Source organism: Pseudomonas extremorientalis (assembly GCF_001870465.1).
GTDB lineage: Bacteria > Pseudomonadota > Gammaproteobacteria > Pseudomonadales > Pseudomonadaceae > Aquipseudomonas > Aquipseudomonas extremorientalis.
In genome coordinates this window covers 157,878-173,693 of the sequence record NZ_MDGK01000063.1, presented here as the reverse complement: position 1 = coordinate 173,693, position 15,816 = coordinate 157,878, and the positions used below count along the sequence as shown (strand labels likewise).

Below are 15,816 nucleotides of genomic sequence, written 5' to 3'. Positions count from 1 at the left end.
CTGCGGGAGAAGAAGAATGATGCGTTTTGTTTTGTTCCTTTGTGCCAGCCTGTTTTTGGCGGGCTGTGCCAGCCATTCTGGCGATGATCTGCAACCCAAGACAGCGAGCAACGTCAACCTCAAGCGTTACCAGGGCACCTGGTATGAGTTGGCCCGATTGCCGATGTACTTCCAGCGCAACTGTGCGCAGTCCGAAGCCCGCTACACCCTGTTGCCGGACGGCGACATGTCGGTGTTCAACCGCTGCCTGACGACTGAATGGAAGTGGGAGGAAGCCAAGGGTACCGCCACCCCGCAAGTGCCGGGCAAGACCGACAAGCTCTGGGTGGAATTCAACAACTGGTTCACCTCGCTGCTGCCGGGCGTCGCCAAGGGCGATTACTGGGTGCTGTATGTCAGCGATGACTACAAGACCGCCATTGTCGGCAGCCCGAGCCGGCGCTACATGTGGATCCTGTCGCGCACGCCAACGGTCAATGCGGACACCCGCGAAGACCTGCTGAGCAGGGCGCGACAGCAGGGGTATGACACCACACGGTTGATCTGGCGTACGTCGGACAAGCAGATGGCGAAGACTTCGCAATAATCTGAGAACTCCTCAATCCAATGTGGGAGGGGGCTTGCCCCCGATAGCGGTGTGTCAGTATCTGATTTGCTGGCTGACACTCTGCAATCGGGGGCAAGCCCCCTCCCACACGTTTTAACCGAGTAAGTCCCTTAGAACCTGCGTGAATGCGAGGCTACTGTCTTCCTCGCCGGCATGTCGCCCATCACGCACCACCCACTTTCCATTCACCAGCACATCCCGCACCTGCCGATCACCGCCGGCAAACAACCAGCGATTCAGAATCCCGTCCTCGGTCGCCGTGGCCAGGTACGGATCATTACCATCCAGCACAATCCAATCCGCACGCTTGCCCACTTCCAATCGGCCAATTGGCTGCCCCAGCGCCTGGGCACCACCGTCCAGCGCGGCATCGAACAGCGTGCGCCCAACCATCGGCTGGTCACTGCGATACAAGCGGTTACGCCGTTGATCACGCAGGCGCTGGCCGTATTCCAGCCAGCGCAATTCTTCCACCACGCTCAGTGACACATGGCTGTCGGAGCCGATGCCCAGGCGTCCGCCCTGGGCGAGAAAGTCCACCGCCGGGAAAATCCCATCACCCAGGTTGGCCTCGGTGGTCAGGCACAAACCGGCAATCGCCCGGCTCTTGGCCATGCGCATCACCTCATCGGCGTCGGCATGGGTGGCGTGCACCAGGCACCAGCGTTCATCGACGTCGACATTGTCATACAGCCATTGCAGCGGGCGTTTGCCGCTCCAGGCCAGGCAGTCATCGACTTCCTTCTGCTGCTCGGCAATGTGGATATGCACCGGGCACGCCTTGTCGCTGGCAGCCAGCACTTCGTTGATTTGTTGCGGTGTAACGGCGCGTAGCGAGTGAAAACACAGGCCCAGTTGCTGTGCGGGTTGCGCGGCCAGAATTGGCTGCAGACGCGCTTGCAGCTCCAGATAATTTTCAGTGCTGTTGATAAAGCGCCGCTGGCCTTCATTGGGCGCCTGGCCGCCAAACCCAGAGTGGGTGTAGAGCACCGGCAACAACGTCAGGCCAATCCCGCTGCTGGCCGCCGCCTGGCTGATCTGCCGCGACAATTGTGTGCGATCGGCATAGGGCTGGCCGCTGACGTCATGGTGCACGTAGTGAAACTCGGCCACCGAGGTATAGCCGGCCTTGAGCATCTCGATATACAGCTGGCGCGCGATGACCTGGAGTTGGTCCGGGTCGATCTTGCCGACCATGCGGTACATCAGGTCACGCCAGGTCCAGAAACTGTCATTCGGGTTGCCGGCCACCTCGGCCAAGCCGGCCATGGCACGCTGGAATGCGTGAGAATGCAAGTTCGGCATACCCGCCAAGACCGGCCCTCTCAGCCGTTCGGCCCCCTCTGCGCTGGCATTGGCCCCAACGTTGGTCAGCAGGCCATCGGCGCTGACTTCAAGACGTACATCATTGGCCCATCCATCAGGCAGCAGCGCGCGTTCGGCGAAGAAAGCGGACATGATCAAGGCACCCCGGTCGTGTGTTTATTTGTATATACATATACAGACGTTTGCCTGCTCGGTAAACTCCGGCAATCTATGCATCTTTTCCCCTGCAAGGATTCCCCGTGCCGACTCCGCCCGCCAACTCTTCGCTGGCTGCCCACATGGACGAAAGTCCGGCGCCCTTGTATGCCCGCGTCAAACAGATGATCAGCCAGCAGATCCTCAACGGCAACTGGCCGCCCCATTACCGCGTGCCATCGGAGAGCGAGTTGGTCAGCCAGCTGGGTTTCAGCCGCATGACCATCAACCGCGCCCTGCGCGAACTCACCGCCGAAGGGTTGCTGGTGCGCATGCAAGGCGTCGGCACGTTTGTCGCCGAACCCAAGAGCCAGTCGGCGCTGTTCGAGGTGCACAACATCGCCGATGAGATCGCCTCCCGCGGTCACCGGCATACCTGCCAGGTCATCACCCTGGGTGAAGAGGCCGCCGGTTCCGAGCGCGCCGTTGCCTTGGAGATGCGTGAAGGCGGGCGGGTGTTCCATTCATTGATCGTGCACTTCGAAAACGATATTCCCGTGCAAATCGAAGACCGCTTCGTCAATGCCCTGGTCGCGCCGGAATACCTGCAGCAGGATTTCACCCAGCAAACGCCTTACGCCTACCTGAACCAAGTGGCGCCACTGACCGAAGGCGAGCATGTGGTCGAAGCCATCCTCGCCGATGCGGCCGAATGCAAACTGCTGCAGATCGAGCCCAGTGAGCCGTGCCTGTTGATCCGCCGACGCACCTGGTCGGGGCGCCAGCCGGTGACTGCTGCGCGTTTGATCCACCCCGGTTCCCGTCACAGCCTCGAAGGACGTTTCAGCAAATGAGTAGCGTAAAAGTCTGGCGCGCCGCTGAGTACGTACGCATGCCGTGGAAAAACGGCGGTGGCAGCACCGAAGAAATCACCCGCGACGCCGGCGCAGGCCTGGATGGCTTTGGCTGGCGCCTGTCGATTGCGGATATCGCCGAATCGGGCGGCTTTTCCACCTTTGCCGGTTACCAGCGTGTCATCACCGTGATCCAGGGCGCCGGCATGGTGCTGACCGTGGATGGCGAAGAACAACGCGGGTTGTTACCGCTGCAACCCTTTGCGTTCAAGGGTGACAGCCAGGTGGCATGCCGGTTGATCACCGGGCCGATCCGCGACTTCAATCTGATCTACTCGCCACAGCGTTACCACGCGAGGCTGCAATGGGGTGACGGTGTGCAGCGGTTCTTCAGTACTGCGCAGACCGTGCTGGTGTTCAGCGTTGCTGATGAAGTGAAGGTGCTGGACCACAAGCTTGGCCATCACGACTGCCTGCAAATCGACGGTAACACCGGCCTGCTGGACCTTACCGTCAGCGGCCGCAGTTGCATTATCGAACTGACCCGACGCGGTTAAAAAAAGTGGGAGGGGGCTTGTCCCCTCCCACATTTGTTTCCCGCTGTTCTTGATAGCTGTTTCCTGGGCGCGCACCACTTTGTTACCGAATGCCCCAGCGTGGCGCAAAACCATGCTTTCGCGATAACCCCGCCGAACCACTAACGCCTCCCGTAAGAAATTTCATCACGCCTCGACACCTTGATTTTCAAGGCTCACACGCGCATTCCAAAAAAAACCAAACGCCTCGCCGAAAAAGTTGGCCGCTTGATTGCATATGCTTGTATGTACAAGTAAAGATGTGTGCGTAAGACTCTCCTTCGCACCATCCATGTTCGCGCATCATGCCGAGGAGTCCAGTCGTGACCGATTTTTCTAAAGCCAGGCCTACAAAATACCGTGACGTCGAAATCCGTGCCGCCCACGGTAACAAGCTCACCGCCAAAAGCTGGCTGACTGAAGCGCCGCTGCGCATGCTGATGAACAACCTCGACCCACAAGTGGCCGAGAACCCGAAAGAACTGGTGGTGTACGGCGGTATTGGCCGCGCAGCACGCAACTGGGAGTGCTACGACCAGATCGTCGAGAGCCTCACCCACCTGAATGACGACGAAACCCTGTTGGTGCAATCCGGCAAGCCGGTCGGCGTGTTCAAGACCCACAGCAACGCACCGCGTGTACTGATCGCCAACTCCAATCTGGTGCCGCACTGGGCCAGTTGGGAGCACTTCAACGAACTGGATGCCAAGGGCCTGGCCATGTACGGCCAGATGACCGCCGGCAGCTGGATCTACATCGGCAGCCAGGGCATCGTCCAGGGCACCTACGAAACCTTCGTCGAAGCCGGTCGCCAGCATTACAACAGTGACCTCAAAGGCCGTTGGGTACTGACTGCCGGCCTCGGCGGCATGGGCGGCGCCCAGCCGCTGGCGGCCACTTTGGCTGGCGCCTGCTCGCTGAACATCGAGTGCCAGCAGGTCAGCATCGATTTCCGCCTGAACAGCCGTTATGTCGACGAACAGGCCACCGACCTCGACGACGCCCTGGCACGCATCGCCAAATACACCAAGGAAGGCAAGGCTATCTCCATCGCCCTGCTGGGCAACGCCGCCGAAATCCTGCCGGAACTGGTCAAGCGTGGCGTGCGCCCGGACATGGTCACCGACCAGACCAGCGCCCACGACCCTCTCAACGGTTACCTGCCCGCTGGCTGGACCTGGGACGAATACCGCGCCCGCGCCAAGACCGAGCCCGCCGCCGTGATCAAGGCCGCCAAGCAGTCGATGGCCGTGCACGTCAAAGCCATGCTGGAATTCCAGAAGCAAGGCATCCCGACTTTCGACTACGGCAACAACATCCGCCAGATGGCCCAGGAAGAGGGCGTGGAAAACGCCTTCGATTTCCCGGGTTTCGTCCCGGCCTATATCCGCCCGCTGTTCTGCCGTGGCATCGGCCCGTTCCGCTGGGCGGCGCTGTCCGGTGACCCGCAGGACATCTACAAGACCGACGCCAAAGTCAAAGAGCTGATCCCGGACGACGCGCACCTGCACAACTGGCTGGACATGGCCCGCGAACGCATCAGCTTCCAGGGCCTGCCGGCACGTATCTGCTGGGTTGGCCTGGGCCAGCGCGCCAAGCTCGGCCTGGCGTTCAACGAAATGGTGCGCAGCGGCGAGTTGTCGGCACCGGTGGTGATCGGCCGTGACCACCTCGATTCCGGCTCGGTCGCAAGCCCGAACCGCGAAACCGAAGCCATGCAGGACGGCTCCGACGCCGTATCCGACTGGCCGCTGCTCAACGCTCTGCTCAACACCGCGAGCGGCGCGACCTGGGTGTCGCTGCACCACGGTGGTGGTGTGGGCATGGGCTTCTCCCAGCACTCCGGCATGGTCATCGTCTGCGACGGTACCGATGAAGCGGCTGAGCGGATCGCCCGTGTGCTGCACAACGACCCAGCCACCGGAGTGATGCGCCACGCAGACGCCGGTTACCAGATCGCGATCGATTGCGCCAAGGAGCAGGGCTTGAACCTGCCGATGATCAAGTAAGCCAGCACCACCCTGAAACAATCCATCAGAGGTTGAACCGACATGGCTGCAAATGACACCACCCCGTTGATCGAAAGGCGTTCGATCGACTACATCCCGGAAGCGGAAAGACACGGTCGTCTGTTCAGCCAGTTCACCCTGTGGATGGGCGCCAACCTGCAGATCACCGCGATTGTAACCGGGGCCCTGGCCGTGGTGCTGGGCGGTGATGTGTTCTGGTCGTTGATCGGTCTGTTGATCGGCCAACTGATCGGCGGTGGGGTCATGGCGTTGCATGCGGCGCAAGGGCCCAAGCTGGGCCTGCCACAGATGATCTCCAGCCGGGTGCAGTTCGGTGTGTATGGCGCGGCGATTCCGATCGTACTGGTGTGCCTGATGTACCTGGGTTTCACCGCCACTGGCACCGTGCTTTCGGGGCAGGCGCTGGGCCAGTTGTTCGGGGTCAGCGACAGCGTGGGCATCCTGATTTTCGCCAGCGTGATCGTGTTGGTCACGGTGCTCGGCTACCGGGTGATCCATTTCATTGGCCGCGTCGCCAGCGTCATTGGCGTGGTCGCCTTTGTCTACCTGTTCAGCCGGCTGGTGAGCCAGACCGATGTGGGCGCACTCCTGCAAATCCGCCACTTCAGCTGGAGCAGTTTCCTGCTGGCGGTATCGCTCGCGGCCTCCTGGCAGATTGCCTTCGGCCCGTACGTGGCGGACTACTCGCGTTACCTGCCAAGCAAGACGTCATCGGTGAAAACCTTTTTCGCCGCCGGCGCCGGTTCGGTGGTGGGCGCGCAGGTGGCCATGGTGCTGGGCGTGTTTGCCGCGGCCATGTCCAACGGTCAGTTCGCCGGGCATGAAGTGGCGTACATCGTGGGCTTGAGTGGCACGGGTGCTACCGCTGCGTTGCTGTACTTCAGTATCGCGTTCGGCAAGGTCACCATCTCGACGCTGAACTCCTACGGCAGCTTCATGTGCATCGCGACCATCATCAGCGGCTTTCGTGGTCGCCTGGAGGTCACGCGTCTGCAGCGCCTGGTGTTCGTGCTGGCGATTGTCGGCACGGCGACCCTGATCGCATTGCTCGGCCAGCACTCGTTCCTGGGGGCGTTCAAGTCCTTCATCCTGTTCCTGCTGGCGTTCTTCACGCCCTGGAGCGCGATCAACCTGGTGGACTACTACTGCATCACCCGCGAGCGCTATGACGTACCGGCGCTGGCCGACCCGAACGGTCGCTATGGCCGCTGGAACCTGCTGGGAATCAGCGTCTACGTGTTCGGCGTGCTGGTGCAGTTGCCGTTCATCTCCACCAAGTTCTACACAGGTCCCTTGGTGGCCGCGCTGGGTGATGTGGATATCTCCTGGATCATCGGCCTGGTACTGCCCGCAGCGCTGTATTACGTGTGTGCGAAAAAATGGCACGGCACCGTGCCCGATCAACTGATCCTGCCAACAGAGCAGGGCGCTATACCCACAACAAACGGGCTGGCTGCACAGGCCTGATGGGACGTGGACAGGGCAGGATGCCTACTGACTGCCGTAATCCATTTCAAGATTGGGAGCGTCACAACAATGAAAATGCATAAGACCCTGATGGCTACCTTGCTCTCTGCGGGCTTGCTGGCCAGCGCTGGCGCCCAGGCAGCCGGTTGGTGCGAATCCGGCAAACCGGTGAAATTCGCCGGGCTGAACTGGGAGAGCGGCATGTTGCTCACCGACATCCTGCAAACCGTGCTGGAAAAAGGCTACGACTGCAAAACCGACAGCCTGCCGGGCAACTCCATCACCATGGAAAACGCCCTGAGCAGCAATGACATCCAGGTGTTTGCCGAAGAGTGGGTCGGCCGCAGCGAGGTCTGGAACAAGGCCGAGAAGGCCGGCAAAGTCGTCGGCGTCGGTGCCCCTGTAGTGGGCGCTATCGAAGGCTGGTACGTGCCGCGCTATGTGATCGAAGGCGACGCCAAGCGCAAGCTGGAACCCAAGGCCCCGGACCTGAAAAACATCGCCGACCTCGCCAAGTACGCCTCGGTGTTCAAGGACCAGGAAGAGCCCTCCAAGGGTCGTTTCTACAACTGCCCGGCCGGCTGGACCTGCGAGCTGGACAACAGCGAGATGCTGAAAAGCTATGGGCTGGAAAGCACCTACACCAACTTCCGCCCAGGCACCGGCCCGGCGCTGGATGCGGCGGTGCTGTCGAGCTATAAGCGTGGCGAGCCGATCCTGTTCTACTACTGGTCGCCCACGCCGCTGATGGGCCAGGTCGACCTGGTCAAGCTGGAAGAAAAACCCGGCGTGGATAAAAGCGTGAGCATCAAGGTCGGCTTGTCCAAGACCTTCCACGAGCAAGCCCCTGAATTGGTGGCCGTGCTGGAAAAGGTCAACCTGCCCATCGACCTGCTGAACCAGAACCTGGGCCGCATGGCCAAGGAGCGAATTGAGTCGCCAAAACTGGCGAAAATTTTCCTCAAGGAACATCCTGAAGTCTGGCACGCCTGGGTGAGCGACGACGCAGCCAAGAAAATCGACGCGGCCTTGTAGGTCAAGCGTGCCCGGCTACCCTGAAGGGCCGGCCGGGCGCCTGGCCACAACCCACTGGATCGAGAGCACGATATGTTTCCTGAGAGTTTTACGTTTTCCATCGCCGACTGGGTCAACGGTTGGGTGGACTCACTGGTCACCAACTACGGCGATGTGTTCCGGCACATCTCCGACACCCTGCTGTGGGCCATCGTCAACCTGGAAGGCTTGCTGCGCGCAGCGCCCTGGTGGCTGATGCTGGCCATCGTCGGCGCCGTCGCCTGGCACGCGACCCGCAAGGTGGTGACCACGGCGGTGATCGTCGGCCTGCTGTTCCTGGTGGGCGCGGTTGGCCTGTGGGACAAGCTGATGCAGACCCTGGCCCTGATGATGGTCGCTACGGTGATCTCGGTGCTGATCGGCATTCCGCTGGGCATCCTGTCGGCGCGCAGTAATCGCCTGCGTTCGGTATTGATGCCGCTGCTCGACATCATGCAGACCATGCCGAGCTTCGTGTACCTGATCCCGGTGCTGATGCTGTTCGGCCTGGGCAAGGTCCCGGCGATTTTCGCCACGGTGATTTACGCCGCGCCACCGCTGATTCGCCTCACCGACCTGGGCATTCGCCAGGTCGACGGTGAAGTTATGGAAGCCATCAACGCCTTCGGTGCCAACCGCTGGCAGCAACTGTTCGGTGTGCAACTGCCGCTGGCATTGCCGAGCATCATGGCCGGTATCAACCAGACCACCATGATGGCGCTGTCGATGGTGGTGATCGCCTCGATGATCGGCGCCCGTGGCTTGGGTGAAGACGTGCTCGTCGGCATCCAGACCCTCAACGTCGGGCGTGGCCTTGAGGCCGGCCTGGCGATCGTGATTCTCGCAGTGGTCATCGACCGCATTACCCAGGCCTATGGTCGTCCACGGCATGAGGCGAGCAAATGACTATTGTCAGCAAAATCGAAGTCAAAAACGTCTTCAAGATCTTCGGCGCGCGTTCCAAGGATGCGCTGTCGTTGATCGGCCAGGGCAAGACCAAGGACCAGGTGCTGGCCGAGACCGGCTGCGTGGTCGGTGTGAACGACCTGTCCCTGAGCATCGGCACCGGTGAGATCTTTGTGATCATGGGGCTGTCGGGTTCCGGCAAGTCCACACTGGTGCGTCACTTCAACCGCCTGATCGACCCCACCAGCGGCGCGATCCTGGTGGACGGCGAAGACATCCTGCAACTGGACATGGAAGCCCTGCGCCAATTCCGTCGGCACAAGATCAGCATGGTGTTCCAGAGCTTCGGCCTGCTGCCCCACAAGAGCGTGCTCGACAACGTCGCCTATGGCCTGAAGGTGCGTGGCGAAACCAAGCAGGTCTGCGCCGAGCGCGCCTTGCAGTGGATCGAAACCGTGGGCCTCAAGGGCTACGAAAACAAATACCCGCACCAGCTCTCCGGCGGCATGCGCCAGCGTGTCGGCCTGGCCCGCGCCTTGGCGGCAGACACCGACATCATCCTGATGGACGAAGCCTTCAGCGCACTCGACCCGCTGATCCGCGCCGAGATGCAGGACCAGTTGCTGGAACTGCAAAAGACCCTGCACAAGACCATCGTGTTCATCACCCACGACCTCGACGAGGCCGTGCGTATCGGCAACCGCATTGCGATCCTCAAGGACGGCAAGCTGATCCAGGTCGGCACGCCTCGGGAGATCCTGCATTCGCCGGCGGATGAGTATGTGGATCGGTTTGTCCAGCGGCGGGCGGCGGTGGTCTGATCTGGATGTGTTGGTGAGGCTGATGGCCTCATCGGGGGCAAGCCCCCTCCCACAGGGGAATGCATTCCAAATGTGGGAGGGGGCTTGCCCCCGATAAGGCCGGTAAGGCTGCACAAGAATTGAAGAGAGTATGAACATGCCCCAGGCAACAAAAATCACCATCGCCGACACCCCGCTGCGCTGGCAGGACGTGGTCGCCGTCGCCCGCCACGGCGCCGTGCTAGAACTCTCGGGCCAGGCCTGGGCGCGCATCGACAATGCCCAGGCCATTGTGCAGCGCATCGTCACCAGCGGTGAGCGCGCCTATGGGGTGAACACCGGCCTGGGCGCGCTGTGCAATGTGTCGCTCAAGGGCGAGCAACTCAGCCAACTGTCGCGCAACACCTTGCTCAGCCACGCCTGTGGCGTCGGCCCGGTGCTGAGCGACGAGCAGACCCGCGCGATCATCTGCGCCGCCATCATCAACTACAGCCACGGCAAATCCGGCCTGCATCCGCAGGTGGTGCATTCGCTGCTGGCGCTGCTCAACCACGGCATCACGCCGCAAGTGCCATCCCAGGGCTCGGTGGGTTACCTGACCCATATGGCCCATGTTGGTGTGGCTTTGCTGGGCGTGGGTAACGTGAGTTACCAAGGTCGGGTCGTTCCGGCTCAAGAGGCATTGAGCGCGGAAGGTCTGCAGCCGGTGGTGCTCGGCGCCAAGGACGGCCTGTGCCTGGTCAACGGCACGCCGTGCATGACCGGCCTGAGCTGCCTGGCCCTGGCTGACGCCCATCACTTGCTGCAATGGGCTGACGTGATCGGCGCCATGAGTTTCGAAGCCCAGCGTGGGCAGATCGATGCCTTCGATGAAGAAATCATCGCGCTCAAGCCGCACCCGGGCATGCAGCACGTGGGGACCCATCTGCGCGCCTTGCTCGATGGCAGTGAAGTGATCGCCAGCAGCAAAGGTATCCGTACCCAGGACGCCCTGAGCATTCGTTCGATCCCGCAGATCCACGGCGCGGCCCGCGACCAGGTGGAGCACGCCACCCGTCAGATCGAGACCGAACTCAACAGCGCCACCGATAACCCGCTGGTGCTCGGCACGCCGGAACACTACCGCGTGGTGTCCCAGGCCAACCCGCACGGCCAGTCCGTGGCGCTGGCGGCGGACATGCTGGCGATCGCCATGGCCGAAATCGGTTCGGTGGCCGAACGTCGCCTGGACCGCCTGATCAATCCGCACGTCAGCGGCTTGCCGGCGTTCCTGGTCAGCAACCCCGGGGTCAACTCCGGGATGATGATCCTGCAGTACGTCGCCGCCTCCCTGTGCGGGCAAAACCGCCAACTGGCGCAACCGGCGGTGCTCGACAACTTCGTCACCTCGGGCCTGCAGGAAGACCACCTGAGCATGGGCACCAATGCCGCGCTCAAGCTGCACCAGGTGCTGGCCAACGTGACCCAGATTCTCGCCATCGAGTACTTGTTGGCGGCCCAGGCGTTCGAGTTTCTCAAGGAACAACGTTTCGGCGCCGGCACCGACCGTGCCTGGCGGTTGTTGCGTGAAGTCGTCCCGGCCTATGAACAGGACCGCTGGCTGGCGCCGGACATTGCCGCCGCCGCTCAGCTGCTGAAAAACACCGATTTACCGAATGTGCACTTTTAAAAGAACAATTCAGAAGGAGTATGAATGTGACTGCGCTAAACCTGATTCCAGGCCAACTGAGCCTTGCCCAACTGCGAGCCATCTACCAGCAGCCGGTAACCCTCAGTCTGGATGACAGCGCTACGGCGCAGATCGACGCCAGTGTGGCCTGCGTGGAGCAGATTCTCGCCGAGAACCGCACCGCCTACGGCATCAACACCGGTTTCGGCCTGCTGGCCTCGACCCGCATCGCCAGCGAAGACCTGGAAAACCTCCAGCGTTCCCTGGTGCTGTCCCACGCCGCCGGCGTCGGTGAGCCGATCAGCGATGCGCTGGTGCGGCTGGTCATGGTGCTCAAGGTCAACAGTCTGAGCCGTGGTTTCTCCGGCATCCGCCGCCAGGTGATCGACGCGCTGATCGCGCTGATCAACGCCGAGGTATACCCGCATATTCCGCTGAAAGGTTCGGTGGGTGCCTCCGGCGACCTGGCGCCGTTGGCGCACATGTCCCTGGTGCTGCTGGGCGAAGGCAAGGCACGCTACAAAGGCGAGTGGCTGGAAGCGACCGACGCGCTGAAAGTCGCCGGCCTCACGCCGCTGACCCTTGCCGCCAAAGAAGGCCTGGCGCTGCTCAACGGCACGCAGGTGTCGACGGCTTATGCACTGCGTGGCCTGTTCGAAGGTGAAGACCTGTTCGCCGGCGCCCTGGCCTGCGGCGGCCTCACCGTGGAAGCGGTGCTGGGTTCGCGTTCGCCGTTCGACGCCCGTATCCACGCGGCTCGCGGCCAGCGCGGCCAGATCGACGCGGCGGCGGCCTACCGCGACCTGCTCGGCGAAAGCAGCCAGGTGTCCCAGTCGCACCAGAACTGCGACAAGGTGCAAGACCCGTACTCGCTGCGCTGCCAGCCACAAGTCATGGGCGCCTGCCTGACCCAGTTCCGCCAGGCCGCTGAAGTGCTGGTGGTCGAGGCCAATGCCGTGTCGGACAACCCGCTGGTGTTTGCCGCTGAAGGCGACGTGATTTCCGGTGGCAACTTCCACGCCGAACCGGTGGCCATGGCGGCCGACAACATGGCGCTGGCCATCGCCGAAATCGGCTCCCTGAGTGAGCGCCGTATCTCGTTGATGATGGACAAGCACATGTCGCAACTGCCGCCGTTCCTGGTGGGCAATGGCGGTGTGAACTCCGGTTTCATGATCGCCCAGGTGACCGCTGCCGCGCTCGCCAGCGAGAACAAGGCGTTGTCTCATCCCCATAGCGTCGATAGCCTGCCGACCTCCGCCAACCAGGAAGACCACGTGTCGATGGCCCCGGCTGCGGGCAAACGCCTGTGGGAAATGGCTGAGAACACCCGTGGCATTCTCGCGGTTGAGTGGCTGGCCGCGTGCCAGGGCCTGGACCTGCGCGAAGGCCTGAAAACTTCACCGAAGCTGGAAAAGGCGCGTGGCATCCTGCGCGCCAAAGTGGGCTTCTATGACAAGGACCGCTTCTTCGCCCCGGACATCAATGTCGCCAGCAAACTGCTCGCCACTCGCTGCCTGAATGAGCTGGTGCCGGCCAAGCTGCTGCCGAGTCTGTAACCGATCCATAGGACGACATGCTTCCTGTGGTGAGCGGGCTTGCCCCGCGTTGGGGCGCGAAGCGCCCCCAAACCCGACGACCGCAGAAGGGCTGCTGCGCAGCCCAACGCGGGGCGAGCCCGCTCACCACAAGAGAAGGCATTCATCACGCAGCCGTTCGGATTTTTCTCAGGATAAAAATAATTAAGGACGAGAAATGCACCAGCAAGAAAAAGGTTTGAAACGCGGGCTCAGCGCCCGACATATTCGCTTCATGGCACTCGGTTCCGCGATCGGCACCGGGTTGTTCTATGGCTCCGCCTCGGCTATCCAGATGGCCGGCCCCGCTGTGCTGCTGGCCTACCTGATCGGCGGCGCCGCCGTGTTCATGGTGATGCGCGCCCTCGGCGAAATGGCCGTGCACAACCCGGTCGCCGGTTCCTTCGGCCAGTACGCCAGCACCTACCTGGGCCCCATGGCCGGGTTTGTCCTCGGTTGGACCTACGCGTTTGAAATGATCATTGTGTGCCTGGCCGACGTCACCGCGTTTGGCATCTACATGGGCTTCTGGTTTCCCGAGGTTGCGCGTTGGGTCTGGGTGCTCGGCATCGTGTTCCTGATCGGCGGCCTGAACCTGTGCAACGTCAAGGTGTTTGGCGAAATGGAGTTCTGGCTGTCGCTGCTCAAGGTCGGCGCCATCGTCGCGATGATCCTCGGCGGTTTCGGCATCCTGCTGTTCGGCATCCATTCCGCCGGTGAGGCCCAGGCCAGTGGCCTCAGCAACCTGTGGGCCCACGGCGGCTTCATGCCCAATGGCATTGGTGGCCTGATCGCCTCGTTCGCGGTGGTGATGTTTGCCTTCGGCGGCATCGAAATCATCGGCATCACCGCTGGCGAAGCCAAGGATCCGCAACGTGTGATCCCCAAGGCGATCAACGCAGTGCCACTGCGCATCCTGTTGTTCTACGTGCTGACCCTGTTCGTGCTGATGGCCATCTATCCGTGGCCGCAGATCGGCAGCCAGGGCAGCCCGTTCGTGCAGATCTTCAGCAACCTGGGCATCGGCTCGGCGGCGACCCTCCTCAATATCGTGGTGATCTCGGCCGCCGTCTCGGCCATCAACAGCGACATCTTCGGCGCCGGCCGCATGATGTACGGCCTGGCCCAGCAAGGGCAGGCGCCCAAAGGCTTTGCGCAGTTGTCAAAACACGGTGTGCCATGGATGACCGTAGTAGTGATGGGCGCAGCCTTGCTCGGTGGCGTGGTGCTCAACTACCTGATCCCGGAAAACGTATTCCTGCTGATCGCCTCGATTGCCACCTTCGCCACCGTTTGGGTGTGGCTGATGATCCTGTTCACCCAGGTCGCCATGCGCCGCTCGATGAACAAGCAGCAAGTCGAGGAGCTGAAATTCCCGGTGCCGTTCTGGCCCTATGCGCCGGCGGCCGCCATCGTGTTCATGCTGTTCGTGTTTGGTGTGCTGGGTTACTTCCCGGACACCCAGGCTGCCTTGCTGGTCGGCGCCGTATGGATCGTGCTGTTGGTGCTTGCCTACCTGCTGTGGGTCAAACCCGCTGCCGGTCAAGCGGCCAAGGTCCATTACGACCCGGCTTTGTCTCATCGTTAATCCAGGGAGGCGTTGATGAAAACGCTTTGGCAACACTGCCATATCGCAACCATGGCCCAGGGCAAATACTCGATCATCGAGGATGCCGCCATGGTCACCGCGGGTTCACTCATCGAGTGGATCGGCCCCCGCAGCCAGGCACCGACGGCGGATTACGCCCAGGTGCATGACCTGCATGGCGCGTGGGTCACCCCCGGGCTGATCGACTGCCACACCCACACGGTGTTCGGCGGTAACCGCAGCGGCGAATTCGAGCAGCGTCTCGAAGGCGTGAGCTACGCCGAGATCGCGGCCAAGGGCGGCGGTATTGCCAGCACGGTGCGCGCCACTCGCGCCGCAACCGAAGATGAGCTGTTTGCCAGTGCTGAAAAACGCCTGCGCAGTCTGCTACGGGACGGTGTCACCAGCGTGGAGATCAAGTCCGGCTACGGCCTGGACCTGGCCAACGAACGCAAGATGCTGCGTGTGGCCCGTCGCCTCGGTGAAGCGCTGCCGGTCAGCGTGCGCGCCACATGCCTGGCGGCCCACGCGTTGCCGCCGGAGTACAAAGACCGCGCCGACGATTACATCGAGCACATCTGCGCCGAGATGCTGCCGGCCCTGGCCGCGGAAGGGCTGGTGGACGCGGTGGATGCGTTCTGTGAATACCTGGCGTTTTCCACCGAGCAGGTGGAGCGGGTCTTCAAGGTCGCCCAGCAACTGGGCTTGCCGGTGAAGCTGCACGCCGAGCAGCTTTCGTCACTGCACGGCTCCAGCCTGGCCGCGCGTTACCAGGCGCTGTCGGCGGATCACTTGGAGTTCATGACCGAAGCAGACGCCATCGCCATGGCCGCCTCCGGCACCGTCGCGGTGTTGCTGCCGGGCGCGTTCTACTTCCTGCGCGAAACCCAGTTGCCGCCGATGGACGCCCTGCGCAAACACGGCGTGAAGATCGCCATCGCCAGCGACCTCAACCCCGGCACCTCGCCGGCGCTGTCGGTGCGCCTGATGCTGAACATGGCCTGCACCCTGTTCCGCATGACCCCGGAAGAAGCCCTGGCCGGTGCCACGCAACATGCGGCTACCGCATTAGGCATGGGCGACACCCACGGCTCCCTGGAAGTGGGCAAGGTCGCGGATTTTGTCGCCTGGCAAATCGATCGCCCCGCCGACCTCGCCTACTGGCTGGGTGGCGAGCTGGATAAACGCGTCGTGCGCCATGGCGTCGACGTCACTGTGTGAGGAGTACT

At 62.2% G+C, this 15,816-nt stretch carries 13 protein-coding genes; 12 read left to right on the top strand and 1 reads right to left on the bottom strand.

Going from position 1 to position 15,816, the window contains the following annotated elements:
- The first annotated feature begins 16 nt into the window (after positions 1-16).
- The gene (locus tag BFN10_RS27770) at positions 17-586 is read left to right on the top strand and encodes a lipocalin family protein (protein ID WP_058423714.1); all 570 of its coding nucleotides are present in this window, start codon (positions 17-19) and stop codon (positions 584-586) included.
- 114 nt (positions 587-700) lie between these two features.
- Here the strand turns inward: BFN10_RS27770 and BFN10_RS27765 are convergent, their stop codons facing one another.
- Positions 701-2,065: a formimidoylglutamate deiminase gene (locus BFN10_RS27765; protein WP_071492411.1), complete on the bottom strand. Its 1,365-nt coding sequence runs from the start codon at positions 2,063-2,065 to the stop codon at positions 701-703.
- A 146-nt stretch (positions 2,066-2,211) separates the two neighbouring features.
- On the opposite strand from BFN10_RS27765, the gene hutC reads away from it, so the two are divergent.
- From hutC to hutI, 11 genes are all read left to right on the top strand, one after another.
- Entirely contained in the window at positions 2,212-2,922 is a 711-nt protein-coding gene (hutC, locus tag BFN10_RS27760; protein WP_173668614.1) for a histidine utilization repressor, read from the top strand.
- Positions 2,919-3,479 carry a HutD/Ves family protein gene (locus BFN10_RS27755; RefSeq protein ID WP_071492410.1) on the top strand — a complete coding sequence of 187 codons (561 nt, stop codon included), beginning with the start codon at positions 2,919-2,921 and terminating at the stop codon, positions 3,477-3,479. The genes hutC and BFN10_RS27755 overlap by 4 nt, the downstream gene beginning before the upstream one ends.
- Positions 3,480-3,820: 341 nt before the next feature.
- Positions 3,821-5,506: a urocanate hydratase gene (hutU, locus tag BFN10_RS27750; RefSeq protein ID WP_242626978.1), complete on the top strand. Its 1,686-nt coding sequence runs from the start codon at positions 3,821-3,823 to the stop codon at positions 5,504-5,506.
- 42 nt (positions 5,507-5,548) lie between these two features.
- Positions 5,549-6,994: a purine-cytosine permease family protein gene (locus BFN10_RS27745; protein ID WP_071492408.1), complete on the top strand. Its 1,446-nt coding sequence runs from the start codon at positions 5,549-5,551 to the stop codon at positions 6,992-6,994.
- A gap of 69 nt (positions 6,995-7,063) precedes the next feature.
- Positions 7,064-8,029: an ABC transporter substrate-binding protein gene (locus BFN10_RS27740; RefSeq protein ID WP_071492407.1), complete on the top strand. Its 966-nt coding sequence runs from the start codon at positions 7,064-7,066 to the stop codon at positions 8,027-8,029.
- Between the two features lie 72 nt (positions 8,030-8,101).
- Positions 8,102-8,953: an ABC transporter permease gene (locus tag BFN10_RS27735; protein WP_012721776.1), complete on the top strand. Its 852-nt coding sequence runs from the start codon at positions 8,102-8,104 to the stop codon at positions 8,951-8,953.
- Positions 8,950-9,774 carry a quaternary amine ABC transporter ATP-binding protein gene (locus tag BFN10_RS27730; RefSeq protein WP_071492406.1) on the top strand — a complete coding sequence of 275 codons (825 nt, stop codon included), beginning with the start codon at positions 8,950-8,952 and terminating at the stop codon, positions 9,772-9,774. Before BFN10_RS27735 ends, BFN10_RS27730 begins: the two co-directional genes overlap by 4 nt.
- 136 nt (positions 9,775-9,910) lie before the next feature.
- Positions 9,911-11,422 (top strand): histidine ammonia-lyase, encoded by a 1,512-nt coding sequence (gene hutH, locus BFN10_RS27725; RefSeq protein ID WP_071492536.1) that lies wholly within the window; start codon positions 9,911-9,913, stop codon positions 11,420-11,422.
- A gap of 20 nt (positions 11,423-11,442) precedes the next feature.
- Positions 11,443-12,981 (top strand): histidine ammonia-lyase, encoded by a 1,539-nt coding sequence (gene hutH, locus BFN10_RS27720; RefSeq protein WP_130898145.1) that lies wholly within the window; start codon positions 11,443-11,445, stop codon positions 12,979-12,981.
- Between the two features lie 196 nt (positions 12,982-13,177).
- Entirely contained in the window at positions 13,178-14,587 is a 1,410-nt protein-coding gene (locus BFN10_RS27715) for an amino acid permease (RefSeq protein WP_071492405.1), read from the top strand.
- A gap of 15 nt (positions 14,588-14,602) precedes the next feature.
- Positions 14,603-15,808 carry an imidazolonepropionase gene (gene hutI, locus BFN10_RS27710; RefSeq protein WP_071492404.1) on the top strand — a complete coding sequence of 402 codons (1,206 nt, stop codon included), beginning with the start codon at positions 14,603-14,605 and terminating at the stop codon, positions 15,806-15,808.
- Positions 15,809-15,816 lie beyond the last annotated feature (8 nt).

Bases quoted from the DNA above. Each gene is read 5' to 3' on its own strand.
- BFN10_RS27770 (WP_058423714.1), top strand. From the start codon at position 17: ATGATGCGTTTTGTTTTGTTCCTTTGTGCCAGCCTGTTTTTGGCGGGC.
- BFN10_RS27765 (WP_071492411.1), bottom strand. From the start codon at position 2,065: ATGTCCGCTTTCTTCGCCGAACGCGCGCTGCTGCCTGATGGATGGGCC.
- hutC (WP_173668614.1), top strand. From the start codon at position 2,212: ATGGACGAAAGTCCGGCGCCCTTGTATGCCCGCGTCAAACAGATGATC.
- BFN10_RS27755 (WP_071492410.1), top strand. From the start codon at position 2,919: ATGAGTAGCGTAAAAGTCTGGCGCGCCGCTGAGTACGTACGCATGCCG.
- BFN10_RS27745 (WP_071492408.1), top strand. From the start codon at position 5,549: ATGGCTGCAAATGACACCACCCCGTTGATCGAAAGGCGTTCGATCGAC.
- BFN10_RS27740 (WP_071492407.1), top strand. From the start codon at position 7,064: ATGAAAATGCATAAGACCCTGATGGCTACCTTGCTCTCTGCGGGCTTG.
- BFN10_RS27735 (WP_012721776.1), top strand. From the start codon at position 8,102: ATGTTTCCTGAGAGTTTTACGTTTTCCATCGCCGACTGGGTCAACGGT.
- BFN10_RS27730 (WP_071492406.1), top strand. From the start codon at position 8,950: ATGACTATTGTCAGCAAAATCGAAGTCAAAAACGTCTTCAAGATCTTC.
- hutH (WP_071492536.1), top strand. From the start codon at position 9,911: ATGCCCCAGGCAACAAAAATCACCATCGCCGACACCCCGCTGCGCTGG.
- hutH (WP_130898145.1), top strand. From the start codon at position 11,443: ATGAATGTGACTGCGCTAAACCTGATTCCAGGCCAACTGAGCCTTGCC.
- BFN10_RS27715 (WP_071492405.1), top strand. From the start codon at position 13,178: ATGCACCAGCAAGAAAAAGGTTTGAAACGCGGGCTCAGCGCCCGACAT.
- hutI (WP_071492404.1), top strand. From the start codon at position 14,603: ATGAAAACGCTTTGGCAACACTGCCATATCGCAACCATGGCCCAGGGC.